The sequence below is a fragment of the Chryseobacterium sp. WG14 genome, from assembly GCF_024586945.1.
Lineage (GTDB): Bacteria > Bacteroidota > Bacteroidia > Flavobacteriales > Weeksellaceae > Chryseobacterium.
Genome location: NZ_JALCZD010000003.1, coordinates 355,819 through 375,228 on the forward strand (window position 1 = coordinate 355,819; position 19,410 = coordinate 375,228).

A 19,410-nucleotide genomic window follows, 5' to 3' on the forward strand; every position below is an offset into this window, starting at 1 on the left:
CATAAAAGTAAAGGGAATCATAAGACTCTTGAAAAGTACAGTTTAACCATCTATTCTGCATTTTGTAAAAAGTTTTTAATTGGACTTTCGGGATTTGATCTCTTTACGTATTTCCCGCTGGCTATTCCATATGGTGAGATACATAGGAATGAAAAATATAGGGAGGGAACTGATGATGCTGAAACCGTTCCTGAGCGTTGCATAAATTGAAGCGACAATCATGATTCCTACAATAATGCAGTACGAAATAAATATAGCAGACCGCTTTTTATCTTCTTTGGTGAGCTCGTCAATAGACAAGCCGGATAGCTTAGTGTTTTTCATGCTTAATGTTAGTTTTAAAGGTTTTAGTTATTGCGAATTTAACAATAAAGTGAAGTCATAAATAAGAAAAAGGTGAAAAAATAAACGGGTCATAGTAATTTTACACTAAAGTGTAGTCGTACTTCTGTAACAGCTATTCTTTTCTCATAGGAAAAATATTGTAAACAAAAATATTGTGCACAAAATAAATAAGTTATTTTTGTTACTTAATAAAAAATTTATGATGGCTCTTTCCGAACATTTATGCTTTAAAATATATGCGCTTTCAAGGTATATTACAGGTTTGTATAAACCTTACCTGGACGAAATTTCGCTGACATATCCTCAATATCTGGTCATGGTTGTTTTATGGGAGAATGGAAAAATGAATATTGGTAAAATAGGAGAACATCTTCATCTGGATAACGGAACTTTAACTCCTTTACTGAAACGGATGGAAACCCATCACCTTCTAACGAGAACCAGAAGTACAGAGGACGAAAGGGTAGTGCTTATAAACCTCACAGAAAACGGAAAGATACTTCAGGAAAAGGCAAAACATATTCCGGAAGCTGTTCAGAAATGTATACATCTCAATGAAGAAACGAAAACTGGTTTAATGGCTGCATTGGACGAAATGCTTTCCTCTCAGAAAATATCAGATATATGAAAAAAATAGGAATTATAGGCTACGGATGGCTGGGAGAAAGAATGGCAACAGCTATGTCTGACCGATATAGAATATATGCTACCACCACTACACAGGATAAAGCTGATGAACTGAATGCTAAAGGATTTCATGCAGTAGTGGCTCATTTTATGGATTATCAGCTGGCAGAACCTTATCCGGAATGGGAAGAAATTCAAAATCTGGATGTTTTAATTATTACGATTCCGGTTTCAGGAAGAAGCTGCTGTGTAAGTTCGCTGTACAACAGAATTCAGAATTTATCATTATTTATAGGTGATTTCAAAGGACAGATGTTTCTCATGAGCTCTACAGGTGTTTATCCGGATGTTCCGGAAGAGGTAACCGAAGAAGATGTACCTGTAGAAAAGGTTTCGGGAGAAAGGTTGGTAAGAAATACATATCCGCAGGTGAATATTCTAAGACTGGGAGGTCTGATGGGAGATGATAGGCTTCTTAAAAACTATACTGTGTCCAATCCGGATTTTGCAGTTAACCATATTCACTACGCTGATAGCTGTAGAGTGATCTCAGAAATGATAGAAAAAGGGACAAAAGGAAAACTTTATAATGTGACCGCTCCGATGCATCCGTCAAAAAATCAGGTAATTCAGGCCCAAAAGAATTTGCCGGATACTGAAGCCGGTGAAATACAGGGAAAGAAAGTTATGTCTTCAAAGTTAATTTCAGAACTTGATTTTGTTTTCCAGTATCCTGATCCCAGGTATTTTCATCTATAAGCTCCAAGGTTCTTATCCAACCTCTAAACTCCACTCTCTTTCCAAATAATTTCCAAGTCTGAAACTTTATAAGTATTTTTACTGAACTTTTTAATTACAACAATAATGATTCAATATTTAGATAATATTCAACACAAAGATTCAAAAAACTTTTTTCTTATTGCCGGACCTTGTATTATTGAGGGGGAAGATATGGCCCTAAGAATTGCAGAAAAAGTAATTGAGATCACAGACAAGTACAATATTCCCTATATTTTCAAAGGAAGTTTTAAAAAGGCCAACAGAAGTCGAGTAGATTCTTTTACCTCTATTGGTGAAGAAAAATCTCTTGAAATCCTTAAAAAAGTAGGGGAGACATTCAATATTCCTACTACAACGGATATTCATGAAAATGAGCATGCAGCACTGGCAGCGCAGTACGTGGATGTTTTACAGATCCCTGCATTTTTGGTACGTCAGACAGACCTTTTGGTAGCCGCAGCAAAAACCGGGAAATGTGTTACCCTGAAAAAAGGACAGTTTCTGTCTCCGGAAGCGATGAAGTTTGCCGTTCAGAAAATTACAGATTCTGATAATCAGAAAGTAGCGATCATTGAAAGAGGAAATTCTTTTGGATATACAGATCTGATCGTAGATTACAGAGGTATTCCCACGATGAGAGAATATGCTCCGGTCATTTTAGACGTTACCCACTCATTACAACAGCCTAATCAAAGCTCAGGGGTGACAGGAGGAAGACCAGACCTTATTGAAACAGTGGCTAAAGCTGGAATAGCGGTAGGTGCAGATGGCCTTTTCATAGAAACACATCCTACTCCTGAAACAGCATTGTCTGATGGGGCCAATATGCTAAGACTGGATTTATTAGAAGATTTACTGCAAAAATTAACAAGAATTAGAGAATCAATTTTGTAATTGTTAAAAAAACATTAATTTTAGAAATTCTTAAAACATTTCTTTTGAAAAAACTAGTTTTACCGTTAAGCCTTATAGTTCCCGTACTTATTTTCTCCCAACAAAGAAAAAAGGATACGGTGACTAAAGTAACCGATATTGAGGAAGTTGTATTCCAGAAAAAAACAACAGGAAGAACAAACGATCTTACCAACGTAAAAATTTCAGCCAAAGAGGCTAAAGCAGTAGCTTCTATAAGTGGAGGAATTGAAGGGCTGCTTAAAACCCTTCCTTCCGTAAACTCAAATACTGAGCTCTCTTCCCAATATATGGTGCGTGGTGGAAACTATGATGAAAACCTTATCTATATCAATGATATTGAGATTTACAGACCTTTCCTTGTAAGAAACTCTCAGCAGGAAGGGATGAGCATCATTAATCCGGATATGGTTTCAACAGTCAACTTCTCAGCAGGAGGATTTGAACCTAAATATGGAGATAAAATGTCTTCCGCATTAAATATCTATTACCGAGAACCTGAAAAGTTTGAGCTTTCAGGGGAGGCAAGTTTAATTGGAGGAAGGCTTACAACAGGGCTTGCTTCAAAAAATAAAAAACTTACGGCTTTATTTTCAGGAAGATACAGAAATACCAATCTTGTTTTAAATACACTGAATGAAGATACAGACTTTAACCCAACGTATTGGGATTTTCAGTCTTATATCAATTATCATGTGAATGATAAATTCTCCATGTCATTCATCGGGTATTATTCCAAGAACGATTATGAAATGGTTCCCAAAGCAAAAGATGTTACTTTTGGAACACTTCAGCAGCCTATCAATGTATACATCAATTATTACGGGCAGGAAAAGGACCAGTATAAAAATATGATGGGAACTTTTTCCATGAATTATAAACCATCTGATAAATGGAGACTTACATTGGATAGTTTTGCTTACCAAAACAGGGAAAAAGAGTATTATTCCATACAGTCAGGCTATAAGCTGCAGACTTTTGATCCTATTACAAAAGATCCGCTTCCCAGCTTTGATGCAGGGGCACAGATAGATCATGCCAGAAATGATCTTTTTGTAAGAACATACGGAACACAGTTCAGGGCCCGTTTTTCTCCTAATAGCAATACGGATATAGAAGTTGGATTCAAATATGAAAAAGAAAATCTAAAAGATCTTACCAACGAATGGAAACTTGTAGATTCGGCAGGATATAGCCTTCCAAGGCCTATTGTAGATCCAAGGGGAACAACCGGAGATCTTAAGCTGGCGTATTATATTGCAGGTGCCAATAATATTGAACCTACAAGATTATCCGCTTACGCACAGTATTCACAAAAATTTTATTGGGGAGCCAGTAAAGTATTCATCAATGCCGGAGCCAGGGTAGCCAATTGGAGTTTTAATAAAGAAACAATATTCTCACCAAGATTTCAGTTTGCCATAAAACCGGACTGGGAATCTGATATGTTATTTAAAGTTTCAGGAGGGATTTATTATCAGGCTCCTTTCTATAAGGAAATCAAAGACCTTGATGGGAATTTCAACAGCAATATAAAGTCTCAGCGTTCGATACAGTTAATTCTTGCTAACGACTACGAGTTCCAGATGTATGACCGGCCGTTTAAACTTACTACAGAACTCTATTATAAAAAAATGGATAACCTGATTCCTTATTATATGGATAATGTAAGAATCCGCTATTCAGGGCAGAATAATGCTACCGGATATGCCTATGGTATTGATACCAGATTATTCGGAGAGTTTGTTCCCGGAGTAGACTCATGGTTGTCTGCAAGTTATGCAAGGGTATTTGAGAATATAGACGGGCAGGGAAATATCCCAAGACCTACGGACCAACGTTTCAGATTTGCTATGTTCTATCAGGATTATATGCCGAGATTCCCTTCAATGCGTGTTAATCTTACATTGGTATATGCTATGGGGCTTCCAAACGGAGCACCTGTTTTCACAAACCCTTATCAGTATCAGAGTACATTGCCTGCTTATAAAAGAGTAGATCTTGGATTATCGAAAGTTTTTATTGATCCAAAGGATAAAAAGAAAAGATATGGATTCTGGGGTAACTTCGAGGAGCTAACACTGGGAGTTCAGGTTTTCAATGCATTTAATATAAACAATACGGTAGCTAATCAGTGGATCACTGATTATAACTCTAATGTTATGTATCCGGTTCCCGTACGTCTTACAGGGCGTTTCTTTAATGTTAAGTTAGAGTTTAAACTGTAGAACTTAGACGTTAAATGGATTTTGTAGATATACTCAATCCCATGAAATACTAAAAAATAGTAAAAGCTCCGGGATATTTTCCGGAGCTTTTTTAATAAACCAGAATTTTATAACAACAATACCGAATTTTATAACAACGGTTTCGCGGATATTTTTACCTTTGTCCTGTCAATGAAAAAGATTCTTGCCATATTATTCTCTATTTTCTACTTCGGATTTTCTTCCGGAGCAGCATTTAGTGTTCATTTTTGTATGCAGGAATTTGTTTCTGTAAGCCAGAAAACAAGTGACATCTGTGGAAAATGTGGTGTTAAAGAGAAAAAGGGATGTTGTAAAACAGAAATTAAAGTTGTAAAAGTTGATGATTCTCAAAAATCAGATTTGATTAGTATTAACTTTTTAGGACAAATTTCTGAAATCCCTGTTACACACCAGTTTTTCTTTGCTGACAAATCTTTTTCAGCTTCAAAATTTACTCAAATTCAGATCAATGGGCCTCCGGAATACCAACCGGTTCCTATTTACATCCATCATTGTAATTTTAGAATTTAGAATACGTCCGTCGTTTCCGGTATGATGATCATATCGTTACAGACGACACGCTCTGACGCATTTTCTGATGTGTCTTTAATATTCCTTTATTAAAAATTAATTCTAAAATTTAAAACAATGAAAAAATATATCATTACAGCAGCCCTATCTTTATTTTCAATCCTTTCAGTTTCTGCACAGTCTAAAAAAGACGCTCAGGTTTCAAAACTATATCAGAACTATATTGCCATCAAATCGGCCCTGGCTTCCGATGATGCAGATAAAACCTCAAAAGCGGCTACAGAATTCATTAAAACAGCTTCAACTGTAGATTATAAGGCAGTATCAGAAGGAAATCTTAATATTCTTAGAAAAGATGCTTCAGCGATCTCCGAGGCTAGAAGCGTTACCGCTCAAAGAGAAACTTTCCTGAACCTTTCAGACAATATGATTGCGCTGACAAAAGAGTTCAAACTTTCAGAAAAACCGGTGTACGTACAATACTGCCCAATGGCTGACGGAAGCTGGTTGAGCGATGAAAAACAGATTGCCAATCCCTACTATGGTAAAGCTATGCTTTCTTGCGGAAGTGTAAAGTCGGAAATTAAATAATACTTTGTATTTAACTTTAAAATAATAAGTTGTATATCTTAAGTTATAATTTGATTTAAGTTATGCAACTTCTAAAAGTTCGGAAAATTATGAAAAAACTAATCATATTTCTGCTGCTTTTGTTTTCTGTCTTTACTTTTGCGCAAACAACCAAAACCTATTATACCTGTCCGATGCATCCGGAAGTAGTCTCTCCAAAACCTGGAGACTGTCCGAAATGTAAAATGACTCTGGTAAAGAAAACGGTTGTCGTAAAACCTAAAGCCGTAGCAAAACCACAGGAAAAATCAATACCTAAAATAGTGATAAAATCTCAACCGGTAGAAGCTAAAATAAAAAAGAAGGTTGATGTTAAAAAAGTAAGTAAGGCGAATGAAGCTCAAGAAGTGAAGGTGATAAAGTCTGATATAAAGGCTAAAACGCAAAATCAAATTGTATCTAAACAACAATCTGTTTTCACTTGTCCTATGCATCCTGAAATCATTTCAGATAAACCGGGGAAATGTCCTAAATGCGGAATGGAGCTGGTGGAAAAAGAAGAACATCAGCACATTGCTTTAGAAACCCCAAAAGATGAAAGTCCTGTTGTAAAAAGAAATTCTGAAAATGGCAGACTTAGTTTTGGAGGGAAAACAGTTCGTTATGATTTATATGTAAAAGATACCATCGTCAATTTTACCGGGAAAAACCGGAGAGCTATTGCGATCAACGGAAAGCTTCAGTCTCCGACACTGTATTTTACTGAAGGGGATACTGCCGAAATCTATCTCCACAATATGCTTAAGGAAAATACAGGGCTCCACTGGCATGGTGTTATTTTACCCAATGAACATGACGGAGTTCCATACCTTACCACAAAACCTGTGAAGCCTGGAGAAACCCATCTGTACAAGTTCAGGATTTCTCAGAATGGAACCTATTGGTATCATTCCCATGAGGCACTTCAGGAGCAGATAGGAATGAATGGGATTCTGGTATTTAACAAGAGAGAAGGAGAACCTAAGACAGAATACAATGCTGAAATACCGGTATTGTTGGGAGACTGGAGTGATGATGATCCTATGCAGATTGCAAGAAGGCTGCATATGGCCAATACAGACTGGTATGCCATAAAGAAAAATGCTGTTCAGAGTTATTGGGAAGCTATCAAGTCCGGAAATTTTGGAACCAAAGCCCTGAATGAATGGAAAAGGATGGAGGCTATGGATGTGAGTGATGTATACTATGATAAATTTCTGATTAACGGTACTCCCAGCTCAGATTATTCCAATTTAAAAGCCGGGGATAAAGTAAGATTAAGAGTGGCCAATGGAGGTTCATCCACGTATTTCTGGCTTAATTATGGAGGCGGCAAGATAAAAGTAGTAGCAAATGACGGTAATGATGTAGTTCCTGTAGAAGTAGACCGTCTGATTGTCGGGGTTTCCGAAACTTACGACATTGAAGTCACCATTCCTGAAAATAAAAGCTTTGAGTTCAGGGCCACTTCAGAAGACAGGATAGGGCATGCCTCCCTTTGGCTGGGTTCCGGTGAAAAAAAAGAAGCTCCCAATTTACCAAGGTTAATGCTTTTTGAAGGAATGAAGATGATGAACGGAATGATGGAAATGAGCGGAAATATGAAGCCGATGAATATGACGATGGGAAATCAAATGATGGATATGAATGAAGTGATGTACCCGGAATTATCTGAAAGTCAAAGGAAAATGACCATGAAGCATATGAATGAGATGATGGGGGTAAAAACGAAAGAAGAGGATAAAAAAGAAGATCATTCTCAACATGCAGGAATGGATATGAAGGAAGAAAAGACCATCAAAAGGCTGTCTTACAATATCCTGAAGTCTCCGGAAAAAACAATTCTTCCGGCAGACAGTGTTCGTGAAATGAAGTTTACCCTGGAAGGGAATATGAGCCATTATCTGTGGACTTTAGATAATAAAACAGTTACAGAAACAGATAAGATTATGATTAAAAAAGGAGAAATCCTTAGAATCAAACTGTATAATAACTCCATGATGCGTCATCCTATGCATCTGCATGGTCATGACTTCAGGCTGATCAACTCAAAAGGGGAATACTCTCCACTGAAGAATGTAGTGGATATTATGCCAATGGAAACCACTACTATTGAATTTGCAGCCAATCAGGATGGAGACTGGTTTTTCCACTGTCATATCCTGTATCATATGATGGCTGGGATGGGAAGAATATTCAGTTATGAAAATTCAAAACCCAATCCACAGCTGCCTAATAGAAAGCTGGCCTGGAAAAACTTCCTGCAGGACAATAAAATGATCAGTTCTATGGCTATGCTGGATGTTGCCAGCAATAAGATGCATGCAGAAACAATGACGATGTTCGGGCCAAGATGGGCCAATCTTAATGAGTTTCATTCCAACTGGAATTTTGATCACTTTGAAGGTAATGTAAAAGTGGGAAGATTCTTAGGAAAGTTCCAGTGGGCACTTCCTTATGCCGGAGTGAGAATCCAGAAGAATCATGAGATTATGGAAAGACAGATGGCCGAGGATATGGGAATGGATTTTCATGGTAAGAAATCCTGGTTTGGCCAACAGAAGGCTTCAAAAAGTAAATATGCCTTCATTGTCGGGATGCAATACGTCTTACCAATGTTGATTACAGCAGATGCAAGTGTAGACCATAATGGAAAAGTATTATTGGAGCTGAGCAGGGAAGATATTCCACTTTCCAGAAGATTCAGAGGTAATTTCAGTGTTAATTCCGATGGAGAATTTTCAACGGGAATAAGATATATCGTACAAAAATGGTTATCCCTTTCCGGAAATTATGATAATGAAATGGGTTGGGGAGCCGGCCTTACTTTAACCTATTAATGAAAGAAAGACTGGCTCACTAAGCCAGTCTTTTTACTATAATAAAGAGAATATCTGAAGATGATGTTCTCTTGTTGTTTGAACTGCCTATTCTTAATCTGCACGAAAATAAAGTTTTTACATTTCCAGTTCTATAATTTTTTTTGCCATTTTTTGGTTGGTGCTTTCGGGGATTAACCTCATTAAAAAATTGCGCAATGAATTTCCATGTTCCCATTGAGAGACTTTTCCGATAGTTCGGCTTGTATTGACAATATAATCTACTTTCTTTCTTCTGATCTTTTGAAATTCTTCAAAAACAGCATTAAAATCACTGTTTTTTTCCAGTAACCTTCCGATAATATAAGCGTCTTCAATGGCCTGACAGGCACCTTGTCCCATATTCGGAGTGGTGGCATGGGCGGCATCACCAATCATGCATAAGTTGTCTGTATACCATTGAGGAATAGGAGCGAGGTCGGTAATGGTATTACAGATAATGTCTTCTTTTGCGGTAGCTTCGATAAGCTTTACAATTAAAGAATCAAAGTCACTGAAAATATCGGCGGGCATAATGTGTTGGTCAAAACTTTTCTCATTGATGCAGCCATACCAATAGACTTTTTTCTCTGAAATTTTCACAAATCCAAACCGTTTCCCTTTTCCCCATACTTCAAATGCCTCCTGGTGGTGTTTTTCAGGAAGCTCAAAGTCTACCAGACCGCGCCAGCATTTCTGCCCAGAATTCCGGATAGTACCGGCTGTAAAGATCTGACTCCTGACTTGAGATTTTATACCGTCTGCTCCAAAGATGATCTTACTTTCTTTCTGAGTTCCGTTTTCAAATGTCAGCGCATAGTTTTCTTTCTTTTCAATTTTCAGCAGAGAATATCCGAGCTGAATATGTTCTGATCCTATATTTTCCACAAGAATCTTTTGAAGGGCTGCCCGGTGGATAGCGACATTACAGGAATTATACTTTTTTTCCAGTCCCAGGATCTCCGTTTTTGAAATAGGCTGTAGGGATTCATTAGCGATGGTGATCCTGTGGATTTTGTTTCCTGCTTTTTCAATTTTTTCCTTTAAACCTAACCGGTCAAATACCTGCATGGCATTCACAGCCATCATAATGCCTGCTCCTACAGGTTTTATTTCCCGGGCAGATTCATAGATTATAAAATCATAGGGATGCTGTTTCAGTACATTTCCAAGGGTAAGACCGCCAATGCCGGCTCCTATGATTGAAATAGTATTCATAAACATTGATTTTTCCTGTTATACCATTTTTAAGGGGCAAGAATCTTATGGAAGATAAAATCTGACTCTATGTATTTTAATTTATAATGTTAAAATATAACTCTCTGATACTTTTTTGAAACCATATTTACTGAAAAAATTATGAGCTCCGTGATTATTGATACCGCTTTCCAATAGGATAAAGCTAATGTTCCAGTTTTTAGATTCATGGATGGCTTTCTCCAAGAGTCTGCTTCCAAGAGACTGACCTCTCACAGACTGGTCCAGAAGCATATCCTCTAAAATCGCATATTTTTTAAAAGGGCTGTTGATCACATTGAAAACCATCATCCCGACAATTTCCCCGTTCTCATTTTCTGCAATCAGAATATTCAGCCTGGAACTGCCGTCGGAATTAAAATCAGTGATCAATTGTTCCGTCAGAATCACTTCAAGATCGGGATTCCAATGGTAAGCATCTACAGCTCTGCCGGACATCATTTCACCATGGGAAATGTAAGAATCTGTTTTATGGGTAATAAAAAAATCTACCAGCTCCTTGACGCGGGCTTTATCAGTAAGCCATTGTGTAGTATATTCCATGAGAGATTGTATTATTTTAATTTTTTTAATTCTTCCAGCAATTGATTCTGCTTAGTAATGATGCGATCCAAACTATCTGTTTTTAAAGGATGGGCTTTTTGGTATTTTTCAATCTCAGGAAGTGTTTTTCTGATTTTGAATGCAGTATATGTACTGGTCAGTGTTTCATTGTTTTTAGTGATTTGGCTGATACGGTCTGTTATATTTTTTACTTTAAGCTTATACCGGTCAGAGCTGGCGGTAATTTCTTTTTCTATCTGCTGTTTTACCAGTGAATCTGTGATGGCCTTAATCTGATAATGGGCATCCTGATAAAAAGATTCAGAGGTGTTGAGTATGTTATTATATACAGCTAAAGCTTTTTCTGTTTCCTCAAAAGTTTTCACTACTCTGGAATTGAGAGCTGTAAGATTTTTATCATTCTTAATTAATTCGAAATAGATTTTGTCTACACTTGTGCCAATTTCACGATAACTTTTAAAAGAGCCTGAAACGGATGACTCGGCATTGTCAACAGCATTTTCTACAAGAGGTGGATTCTGTTGCTTATTTTCTGTACAGGAAAGTATGGACAGAGCCAGGGTAGAAGCGAAAAGTATTTTTTTCATAGTAGGTTTTATTAAGTAATAGGTATCATAATTGTTACACCGTATCTCAACAATTAAAAGTAAACATTTAATTCTTTTCTGTGAAGATGACTGCGTATGATTTTAATTAGTTGATAGCAAATTGAAATTTGTTACGCGGTTTGCATAATTGAATACAAATCAAAGTTTTTATTTTTTTAGACACTTTAGTATACTTTAGAAAGTTTAAAGGAATACCGCACAATTACGTTCACATAAGATGAAAATCAAAGATTTTCTTAAAACTTTAGTGTGCTTTATATGCGCAAAGCTGGAAACTTTAATAACTCAAGTGTTTAAAAACTTTTGTGACTACAAGAAAGTTTTAATCCACTAGGGTTGGATTCCTACGGGATGACAAACAGAACACTATTATACATCACTCTATAAATCTCAACATTGGCAATATTTAAAACACTTTAGCAAGTTTAAACAGACTTATATAAAAAAACGGAGCCTGAAAAACAGACTCCGCTATATAATGTTGTACTACTAAAATTATTTACCTAAATAAGATTTCAAAATCTTGCTTCTGGTATTGTGTTTTAGTCTTTTGATCGCTTTTTCTTTGATCTGACGAACTCTCTCTCTGGTAAGATCGAAAGTTTCTCCAATTTCTTCTAAAGTCATTGGATGTTTTCCGTTCAGTCCGAAGTATAATCTTACCAAGTCAGCCTCTCTTGGAGTCAACGTATTCAATGCTCTTTCAATTTCAATTTGAAGAGATTCAAGCATTAGATCTTTATCAGGGCTTGGAGATTCTCCGGAACGTAGTACATCATAAAGGTTAGAATCTTCACCTTCTACTAAAGGTGCATCCATAGACAGGTGTCTTCCGGAGTTTTTCATAGATTCTTTAATATCCTCTTCGCTCATGTCAAGAACTTCAGCCAATTCTTCCGGAGAAGGGGGTCTTTCATTTTCCTGCTCAAGGTGAGCGTAAGCTTTATTAATTTTATTGATGGAACCAATTTTATTCAACGGTAATCTTACAATTCTTGACTGCTCAGCCAACGCCTGTAAAATTGATTGACGGATCCACCATACTGCATAAGAAATAAATTTAAAACCTCTGGTTTCATCATATCTTTTTGCCGCTTTCATCAATCCTAAGTTACCTTCATTAATCAAATCGGGTAAAGAAAGACCTTGATTTTGGTATTGTTTAGATACAGAAACTACGAAACGAAGATTGGCTTTGATTAATTTCTCAAGTGCTGCTCTGTCGCCCGCACGTATTCTTTGTGCCAATTCTACTTCTTCGTCCGCAGTAATTAGTTCTACCTTACCAATTTCCTGCAAGTACTTGTCTAATGAAGCAGTTTCCCTGTTGGTAACCTGCTTGGTGATTTTTAATTGTCTCATCTATTTTTTCCTCAAAAAAGAGTTACTATATATAATACGCTTCAACATATAAAAAGGTTACACCCGTTTCAATTATTTTTTATTTATTTAATTTAAGATTCAGAAAATAGTTGTAAATTGTACCTCTCATGGCTTTAAAAGGTCATTTTGCATTTTTTTTTATTTGAACTGCATGCTGTAAAATCCCGATGATTTCAAACAAAAAAAGCGAAACCGTAGTTCCGCTTTTATTATATTAGGATGAATCATAAGTATTATTTATGGTTCACTCCTTACCTTAAAAAAGTTCATTCAATACCTTCGCCAGTCTCAACCCTCCGTACAGAAGCTGTCTCTCCAGGGTATCATTGAATTTGTACTGGTATTCGTAAGATAATTTCGAATCGTTAGGCGTCTGTGCGTAGATCTTGTTGGCAATTTTATGAGAATCATACAGCCAGTCTTCCAGTGTTCCGGACTGAATCTGTGCCACTTCTTCCTTAGATTTAATATCCAGAAGTTTTGAATATTCCGTATAGCTGTACTTTTGTGAATCTACCAGCTTACCATCCCAAACGGAGTGTAAATTGGTTTTGTCTCCGAAATAAGTAACATTGATTCTGTTTCCACCTAGATCTTCAGCTCTTCCTACATGCAGCGGCTGAGAAAGGTCGCCCATAATATGGATTAAAAAGATCAATGCAATCTTTCTGTCTTTTTCAGATGTGTTTTTATCCTTGATCTGGCTGGATAAAGTATTGACCTGAGTATAGAGACTTGGGCCGGCCTGAAGTTTTAAATTTTGATCAAAAGCCTTAAAATCAGTCTGTGGATCAATATTTACATAATGCCATGATGAAGCTTGCTTCCAGGTGCCTGTAGTATCAGATTTAATGAAGTCTGGCCAGTTTGCCCAATAAGCAAGACGCTCTTTCCCCATTATTTTTTTGATTTCCCTTCTGGCTTTTCTCGAAAGATGGTTTTCTGCGATGTCTGCAATAACTCTGTGACCCGTCAATCCCCACGCATAAGAATAAAGTGAAGAAGAGATGAATGCTAAAATCAGAATTTTAGAATAAATACTTTTCATTTTAAATAACAATTTTCAGGCTGCAAAGATACGGCCGCTTTCCGAATGAACATGGAATAATAGTAAAATTATTCTATAATATTTGTTAATAAAATAGGATTGCAATAAAAAGAGGTGGGTATATCAAACATAGGATGCTTTGTTTCTTTTACGTGGTATAATCCTGTAATAGCGATCACGTAAGCTTTAAGTATTTGATTATAAGCTGTCAATTTGAAAATCTAAGACGGGAGTGAAGTGAGTGTTTACCGTATTTTTACGGAATTTACTTAATATTATTCCTTTTAATGTCAATAAATTAGTATTTTTAGGATAAAATTATTAGCAAAATATTTTTTCAAACTTATGAGATATATTATCTTTACCAGTCATAATCACAGGAAACACTATGCATGAGAATAATATTGTAGACATGAATTACAATAAACTGCAGACAGACTTTAAGGCTGAAGCAGTGGCAGTTAATCTGTTGAGATATCACAGGGCTGTAAGCAATATATTTATTGAGCGGATCGGGGTAAATGACCGTGCCTATCTGAAAGATATTAAAAGTATTTCGAGCAGCTATTTAGGATTTGATGAAGAGGTATTTACTATAGAAAGTTATAGGGAAGGTATCTATGATTACCTTCCGGAAGGACTTTTCCATCCACCGTCTCTGGGCGCGTCAAGAAAGAACGTTGATACGGTAGTACGGGAAATCCGTAAACAGAAAAGAGTAGAGGAAGATGCACGGAAGTTTTTCCGTCCTTTTGAGCTGGAGGTATTTTTTACGGAAATAAGTGCATTGCTTAAAGAATCTGAATTTGAGATCACGAGCAATACGGATGCTTTACTGGAAACAGTAAGTGAGCTTTGGCCACTGATCAATATGCTGGATAAACAGAATGCTTATATATTCATGCATATTTTACCCTTTTTTCATCAGATCAGAGGAGATAAGAAATGGTTTGAAAGATGTATGACGGCTTTTCTGCAGGTACCGGTAGAAGTTACTTTTTCTCCCAATATCATTGATGGATTAGAGAAGAATGATGACTCCATGTTATTGGGGAATTCAAGATTGGGAGTTACCTATATTCCCAGTGGAAGACATATGGATGGGCAGCGGAACTGGGTAATCAATATAGGGCCTATTCCTTATCTGGAGATGAAAAAATACATCCCAGGAAATCCGTTCAGGCAGGTGCTGCAGATTCTGTATGATTATTTTCTGCCTGTAACCGTAGATGTAGAAGAGAACTTTATTACAGAAAAGCTAGAATATTCATTCAGTCTGGAAGATGATGATAGAAATGCCAATCGCCTTGGATACTCTACATTTCTCTAAATTATTTTATATATTTACAATTACCAACAAAGTATAAATTCGAAAAGAAACAAATGGAAATTTCTTCAGTAAAGGGTATTTTTTTTAGGTATATTTTAATGCCTTTAATCGCAGTTATTATGATGGTTATACTCGGTATAATCAGGAGAAACAAACCTGCGATAAAAATTAAAGTAATTATTGTATACGTACTTCTGTGCAGTTTATGTCTGGCTATTCCGGGTGTTTTTGGATTTGCCGGAAATTTATTTAATCCGTATTGGTATCTTATTGCACAGGTTATTTACCTTATTTTGGGGATTATTCACGTTAATCTGCTGCATAAGTATTTTAAAAAGCATATAGATTCTCTGGCCATGAGTATTTTATTTGAATCTATACTTTCATTAACGTGTATTGTTTTTGGGGGATTCCTGTTTACGCTGATCTTTAACTGGATGAGTAAAGGTACGGGATATGCGGTAATGGCTGCTACCAGTATACTGATCTTCGTTGTTCCAATGGTATTCTATTACTGTTATATGCAGCTTATCAGTATTCCTTTTGATATTTATAAAACATGGAGATATTCTCCGGATCAGAAGCTGCCGGATTTTGAAGGAGCAGATTTTGACAGATTAATGGTCCTTAATGTTGAATTAAGTAAGAATTTAGAAGATACAAACAGATTTAGAATTAAAGCCAAAACACTTCCTACAGGAGTTACTTTTGGAGACTGGTTTTACAGAGTGGTAGATGACTACAACCACAAAAATCCAGGTTCTGTTATTCATCTTTCAGATCAGGAAGCGGAGCCTTATTATTGGATCTTCTATACTAAGAAATCATTTTTCAGCTTTAGAAAATATATAGATTTTGACCAGGATATTTCTACAAACAGCATTTCTGAGAATGAAGTGGTGATCTGTAAAAGAGTCATTCAGCATGAAGAGGAAGGAGTTTTAAGAAAATCATAATCACAAAAACTAAAAAGTATTTAACATGATACAGCCAATAAAACATTTTGCAATCAATTGGGTAGATGGGATGAAAGTTTCCCAAAGACACCTTAATGATCAGGATAATTTCTTAATCGATACCATCAGAGATTCCAATTCACTTGGAATTACTACATATAATTACGGACTTTTACCTATCTCTACTGAGATCACGGACCGCACTATTTTTGATGTTCATAACACGGCAACCAATGATGTACAGCTTGTCATCAAACGATGCAGTGCTGTTACCATGGCTGGATACCGTATTGAATTGACGGACAGGAGAATAAGTGTAAAGTCGTTAGCAAAAACGATGAATGAAGAGCAGGCAGACGGAGATTATTATATTCTGATATCTGTTAATCCTTTTGATAAAGTTCCTTTCGGGGATATTGATCCTGAGGAAATTCCACCACGCCATCCTAATGCCCAGCCGAATCACCACCTGGAATTACTTCCTGTAACATCGCTCAACAGCAGCTATTCCGGAGGAAATTATCTGATCATTGGTAAAGTTGATTTGAAAGGAAATATTGCTCAGGTAGATTCCAATTTTATCCCTCCATGTACTTCTGTTCAGAGTCATCCGGCTTTAGTAGATTATTATGGCAGCTTTGCGAAGTCTATTGGAAATCTTCAGCAGTATGCATTTAAGATTATTCAAAAGACCTCTCATAAAAACCAGAATACGGCATTGGCACAGAATGTTAAATTTTTATGCAGTACCATGGTTAATACTTTTGGAGATATGTATTTTCAGTTCAGAAATATTACCCCTTGGCAGCCGCCTGTATTTTTGATTGAGTCTTTTGCCAAGCTGGCTCTTCATTTATACAATGCGACTCAGCTTCTGGTTCCTGCAGAACTGGAAGAAATGCTGAATTACAGTTTGGAGTGGAGTGAAATTGCACCACATACTTTATTGAACCAGCTTTCTATTGTAGCTGAAACCAATTATGACCACCACAATTGCGGTGAGCCGTTGCTTTATATCCAGCAGATGCTGAGAAGTTTGGAGACTATCTTCTCTAAATTAAGCGAACTTGATTATATCGGTCAGAGAAAAGAGAATATTATCGTTAACGAACAGGAAGTTTCTACCAACACCAATCCGAAGAGAGGATGGAGTGTTTTAGATTAACTTCATGTAATATAATATCAATCCCGGATGAAAATTCGGGATTTTTTATTAATGTTGATTATTGAAATTAAAGCTATTTGCCTACTCATTATTTTTCAAATTTATAACGGTTTATACAATGAATCTAGATGCAATAAGACAGGACACTCCCGGGTGCTTGAATAAGATATTCTTAAACAGTGCCGGCTCATCCCTGATGCCTAAGCCTGTTGTTGAAAGAATGGTGGATTATTTATATGAAGAACAGGAGTTGGGAGGGCATACCACAGCAGAGAAAAACATTGAGCCAATCAATGCGTTTTATGAACAGGCTGCGAAGCTGATTAATGCTAAACCTTCCAATATTGCTTTTACAAACAGTGCCACCGATGGGTATGCAAAAGCATTGTCAAGTATATCTTTTAAAGATGGCGACTGTATCATTACCACCAATGATGATTATATATCAAACCATATTGCTTTTATTTCTTTACAGAAGAGGTATCATATTAAAGTTATCAGAGCCGTCAATCTGCCGGATAATGAGCTGGACCTTGCGTATTTTGAAGAGTTAATCCAAAAGCACCGCCCCAAATTAATTGCGGTGACCCATATTCCTACCAGCTCAGGGTTAATTCAAAATGTGGAAGGAGTAGGGAAGCTCTGTAAGCAGTATAATATCCTATATCTTGTAGATGCCTGCCAGTCGGTAGGACAGCTGGTTGTAGATGTTACAAAGATTAATTGTGACTTTTTAACGGCAACTGGCCGGAAATTTATAAGGGGACCGAGAGGAACAGGATTTTTATATGTTTCGGATCATGTATTAGCTCAGAAAATGGCCCCTTTATTTCTGGATAGTAATGGTGCCGAATGGACTGCATTTGATGATTACCAGCTCAGTGAAACTGCAAAAAGATTTGAATTTTTTGAAAGGTGCAATGCTTCATTGCTCGGGTTTACGGAAGCTTTAAAGTATGCCAATGCGATAGGAATGGTCAATATTGAAAACTACAACAGGAAACTGTCGGAAACGTTGAGAGCCAGCCTTCTGAATAATGGGTTCAAAATTTTGGATAAAGGAAATAGATTGGGCAGTATCATTACTTTCTGCGAACAGGATGGAAAGATTGATTCCATTCAAAAAATACTAAGTGAGAATAAAATTATTTTTAAAGTAAATAATAAGAATGGAGCATTAATTGACTTTACTTTAAAAAATGTAGATCAGGCTATTCGTCTGTCACCGCATTATTTTAATACCATGGAAGAAATTGAAAAAGTAGCTGCAATTCTGAAGCAATAACTGATATTTAAAGAGGCCTGGCAAACTGCCAGGCCTCTTTAATATTAATCTGAACTTTATTTTTTATTCAGAAGTTCCAGGGTGTGTTCTACATGTCCACCTCCTTTCCATTCATCATGTCCCGGAATAACCATAACAGCTTTCGAATATTTAGTTTTCAGTTTTTCCATTGTTTGTGGCCATTGTTTCACATTAGCCTCTCCTGTATACCCTAAATCTACAGCATTTCTGCTTTTTACAAGGCATCCGCCATCTAAAATATTATATTTCGGAAACCATACTACTACATTGTCGGCAGTATGCCCTTCACCAAGAAAATCTACCACAAACTCTTCTCCGCCTATACGGTAAGGTTTTCCTGTTTTTATGATTTCAGTTGATATTGCTTTTCCGTCTTTTTTCAGGAGTTCATTTGTTTTTACTGTAGCATAGGTTTTAATTCCTTTGTTGTTATAAAAACTCAGGTCTCCGGCTCTGTCTTCATGTGAATGGGTTGCAAATACAGCAATAACCGGTAAGTTGTGACGTTTCTGTATAGTATCCATCAGGCTTTGGTACTGGGTCTTCTGCCATGGAACATCAAATAAAACAACTCCTTTTTTAGTAATAAGATACACTGCATTGGTAGAATATTCTTTCCCCCCAAATACACCGAATGTTTTATAAATATACAAATTGGGCTTAATGGGTGGCTCTATAACAAAATCTCTTACCTGAGCATTGGCAAATGGGCTTAACAGCATGGAAATAATAAAAAACTGAATGCTTTTTTTCATAATTTTTTAGGGTAATAATTAATGTTTTATTGCTTGACGAAAGAAAAGGCAAGCACAAAGTTTTGCAAACCTAATAAAATTAAAGCATCAAAGTTTTTGTGGAAAAGTATTTAACCGTTTTTTAACA

General features: G+C 36.5%; 18 protein-coding genes. 11 read left to right on the forward strand and 7 right to left on the reverse strand.

The annotated features are described in order from the left end of the window. Nucleotides 1–75: 75 nt before the first annotated feature. Nucleotides 76–324 carry a hypothetical protein gene (locus MP478_RS07645; protein ID WP_230038929.1) on the reverse strand — a complete coding sequence of 83 codons (249 nt, stop codon included), beginning with the start codon at nt 322–324 and terminating at the stop codon, nt 76–78. 220 nt (nt 325–544) lie between these two features. On the opposite strand from MP478_RS07645, the gene MP478_RS07650 reads away from it, so the two are divergent. The 7 genes from MP478_RS07650 to MP478_RS07680 all read left to right on the forward strand — a co-directional run bounded on the left by MP478_RS07650 (nt 545) and on the right by MP478_RS07680 (nt 8,893). Continuing rightward, nucleotides 545–973 carry a MarR family winged helix-turn-helix transcriptional regulator gene (locus MP478_RS07650; protein ID WP_257200084.1) on the forward strand — a complete coding sequence of 143 codons (429 nt, stop codon included), beginning with the start codon at nt 545–547 and terminating at the stop codon, nt 971–973. Continuing rightward, the gene (locus MP478_RS07655) at nt 970–1,731 is read left to right on the forward strand and encodes a hypothetical protein (protein ID WP_257200085.1); all 762 of its coding nucleotides are present in this window, start codon (nt 970–972) and stop codon (nt 1,729–1,731) included. Before MP478_RS07650 ends, MP478_RS07655 begins: the two co-directional genes overlap by 4 nt. A 105-nt stretch (nt 1,732–1,836) precedes the next feature. After that, nucleotides 1,837–2,646: a 3-deoxy-8-phosphooctulonate synthase gene (kdsA, locus tag MP478_RS07660; protein WP_047495421.1), complete on the forward strand. Its 810-nt coding sequence runs from the start codon at nt 1,837–1,839 to the stop codon at nt 2,644–2,646. Between the two features lie 44 nt (nt 2,647–2,690). Then, a complete protein-coding gene (locus MP478_RS07665) occupies nt 2,691–4,892 on the forward strand; it encodes a TonB-dependent siderophore receptor (RefSeq protein ID WP_230038935.1) in 2,202 nt (733 codons plus the stop codon). A gap of 171 nt (nt 4,893–5,063) precedes the next feature. Beyond that, nucleotides 5,064–5,444 (forward strand): hypothetical protein, encoded by a 381-nt coding sequence (locus MP478_RS07670; protein ID WP_230038937.1) that lies wholly within the window; start codon nt 5,064–5,066, stop codon nt 5,442–5,444. Nucleotides 5,445–5,561: 117 nt separating this feature from the next. Continuing rightward, on the forward strand, nt 5,562–6,035 hold the full coding sequence (locus MP478_RS07675; protein ID WP_257200086.1) for a DUF3347 domain-containing protein: 474 nt from the start codon (nt 5,562–5,564) through the stop codon (nt 6,033–6,035). Between the two features lie 89 nt (nt 6,036–6,124). Next, entirely contained in the window at nt 6,125–8,893 is a 2,769-nt protein-coding gene (locus tag MP478_RS07680) for a multicopper oxidase domain-containing protein (protein WP_257200087.1), read from the forward strand. A 117-nt stretch (nt 8,894–9,010) separates the two neighbouring features. On the opposite strand, the gene MP478_RS07685 is transcribed toward MP478_RS07680, so the two are convergent. The 5 genes from MP478_RS07685 to MP478_RS07705 form a co-directional block, all read right to left on the reverse strand. Next, nucleotides 9,011–10,129: an FAD-dependent monooxygenase gene (locus MP478_RS07685; RefSeq protein ID WP_257200088.1), complete on the reverse strand. Its 1,119-nt coding sequence runs from the start codon at nt 10,127–10,129 to the stop codon at nt 9,011–9,013. Between the two features lie 81 nt (nt 10,130–10,210). Then, on the reverse strand, nt 10,211–10,711 hold the full coding sequence (locus MP478_RS07690) for a GNAT family N-acetyltransferase (RefSeq protein WP_257200089.1): 501 nt from the start codon (nt 10,709–10,711) through the stop codon (nt 10,211–10,213). Nucleotides 10,712–10,722: 11 nt separating this feature from the next. Next, nucleotides 10,723–11,319: a hypothetical protein gene (locus tag MP478_RS07695; RefSeq protein WP_257200090.1), complete on the reverse strand. Its 597-nt coding sequence runs from the start codon at nt 11,317–11,319 to the stop codon at nt 10,723–10,725. A 516-nt stretch (nt 11,320–11,835) separates the two neighbouring features. Continuing rightward, nucleotides 11,836–12,702 (reverse strand): RNA polymerase sigma factor RpoD/SigA, encoded by an 867-nt coding sequence (locus MP478_RS07700; protein ID WP_002979276.1) that lies wholly within the window; start codon nt 12,700–12,702, stop codon nt 11,836–11,838. Nucleotides 12,703–12,979: 277 nt separating this feature from the next. Next, complete coding sequence (locus tag MP478_RS07705) at nt 12,980–13,771, reverse strand: S1/P1 nuclease (RefSeq protein ID WP_257188831.1); 792 nt, start codon at nt 13,769–13,771, stop codon at nt 12,980–12,982. Nucleotides 13,772–14,183: 412 nt separating this feature from the next. Here MP478_RS07705 and MP478_RS07710 point away from each other — a divergent pair, with 412 nt between their 5' ends. The 4 genes from MP478_RS07710 to MP478_RS07725 all read left to right on the forward strand — a co-directional run bounded on the left by MP478_RS07710 (nt 14,184) and on the right by MP478_RS07725 (nt 18,507). Next, nucleotides 14,184–15,101 carry a type VI secretion system baseplate subunit TssG gene (locus MP478_RS07710; RefSeq protein WP_257188830.1) on the forward strand — a complete coding sequence of 306 codons (918 nt, stop codon included), beginning with the start codon at nt 14,184–14,186 and terminating at the stop codon, nt 15,099–15,101. A 119-nt stretch (nt 15,102–15,220) separates the two neighbouring features. Further along, nucleotides 15,221–16,057 (forward strand): TssN family type VI secretion system protein, encoded by an 837-nt coding sequence (locus MP478_RS07715; RefSeq protein ID WP_373567393.1) that lies wholly within the window; start codon nt 15,221–15,223, stop codon nt 16,055–16,057. Between the two features lie 25 nt (nt 16,058–16,082). Beyond that, a complete protein-coding gene (locus MP478_RS07720; RefSeq protein WP_047495386.1) occupies nt 16,083–17,222 on the forward strand; it encodes a hypothetical protein in 1,140 nt (379 codons plus the stop codon). Nucleotides 17,223–17,340: 118 nt separating this feature from the next. Beyond that, a complete protein-coding gene (locus tag MP478_RS07725) occupies nt 17,341–18,507 on the forward strand; it encodes an aminotransferase class V-fold PLP-dependent enzyme (protein WP_257200091.1) in 1,167 nt (388 codons plus the stop codon). Nucleotides 18,508–18,563: 56 nt separating this feature from the next. On the opposite strand, the gene blaIND is transcribed toward MP478_RS07725, so the two are convergent. Next, nucleotides 18,564–19,283: an IND family subclass B1 metallo-beta-lactamase gene (blaIND, locus tag MP478_RS07730; RefSeq protein WP_230038960.1), complete on the reverse strand. Its 720-nt coding sequence runs from the start codon at nt 19,281–19,283 to the stop codon at nt 18,564–18,566. Between the last annotated feature and the right edge of the window lie 127 nt (nt 19,284–19,410).

Excerpts from the sequence above, each read along its gene's own strand:
- MP478_RS07645 (WP_230038929.1), bottom strand. The coding sequence starts at position 324 with ATGAAAAACACTAAGCTATCCGGCTTGTCTATTGACGAGCTCACCAAA.
- MP478_RS07650 (WP_257200084.1), top strand. The coding sequence starts at position 545 with ATGATGGCTCTTTCCGAACATTTATGCTTTAAAATATATGCGCTTTCA.
- MP478_RS07655 (WP_257200085.1), top strand. The coding sequence starts at position 970 with ATGAAAAAAATAGGAATTATAGGCTACGGATGGCTGGGAGAAAGAATG.
- kdsA (WP_047495421.1), top strand. The coding sequence starts at position 1,837 with ATGATTCAATATTTAGATAATATTCAACACAAAGATTCAAAAAACTTT.
- MP478_RS07670 (WP_230038937.1), top strand. The coding sequence starts at position 5,064 with ATGAAAAAGATTCTTGCCATATTATTCTCTATTTTCTACTTCGGATTT.
- MP478_RS07675 (WP_257200086.1), top strand. The coding sequence starts at position 5,562 with ATGAAAAAATATATCATTACAGCAGCCCTATCTTTATTTTCAATCCTT.
- MP478_RS07680 (WP_257200087.1), top strand. The coding sequence starts at position 6,125 with ATGAAAAAACTAATCATATTTCTGCTGCTTTTGTTTTCTGTCTTTACT.
- MP478_RS07685 (WP_257200088.1), bottom strand. The coding sequence starts at position 10,129 with ATGAATACTATTTCAATCATAGGAGCCGGCATTGGCGGTCTTACCCTT.
- MP478_RS07690 (WP_257200089.1), bottom strand. The coding sequence starts at position 10,711 with ATGGAATATACTACACAATGGCTTACTGATAAAGCCCGCGTCAAGGAG.
- MP478_RS07695 (WP_257200090.1), bottom strand. The coding sequence starts at position 11,319 with ATGAAAAAAATACTTTTCGCTTCTACCCTGGCTCTGTCCATACTTTCC.
- MP478_RS07700 (WP_002979276.1), bottom strand. The coding sequence starts at position 12,702 with ATGAGACAATTAAAAATCACCAAGCAGGTTACCAACAGGGAAACTGCT.
- MP478_RS07705 (WP_257188831.1), bottom strand. The coding sequence starts at position 13,771 with ATGAAAAGTATTTATTCTAAAATTCTGATTTTAGCATTCATCTCTTCT.
- MP478_RS07710 (WP_257188830.1), top strand. The coding sequence starts at position 14,184 with ATGAATTACAATAAACTGCAGACAGACTTTAAGGCTGAAGCAGTGGCA.
- MP478_RS07715 (WP_373567393.1), top strand. The coding sequence starts at position 15,221 with ATGATGGTTATACTCGGTATAATCAGGAGAAACAAACCTGCGATAAAA.
- MP478_RS07720 (WP_047495386.1), top strand. The coding sequence starts at position 16,083 with ATGATACAGCCAATAAAACATTTTGCAATCAATTGGGTAGATGGGATG.
- MP478_RS07725 (WP_257200091.1), top strand. The coding sequence starts at position 17,341 with ATGAATCTAGATGCAATAAGACAGGACACTCCCGGGTGCTTGAATAAG.
- blaIND (WP_230038960.1), bottom strand. The coding sequence starts at position 19,283 with ATGAAAAAAAGCATTCAGTTTTTTATTATTTCCATGCTGTTAAGCCCA.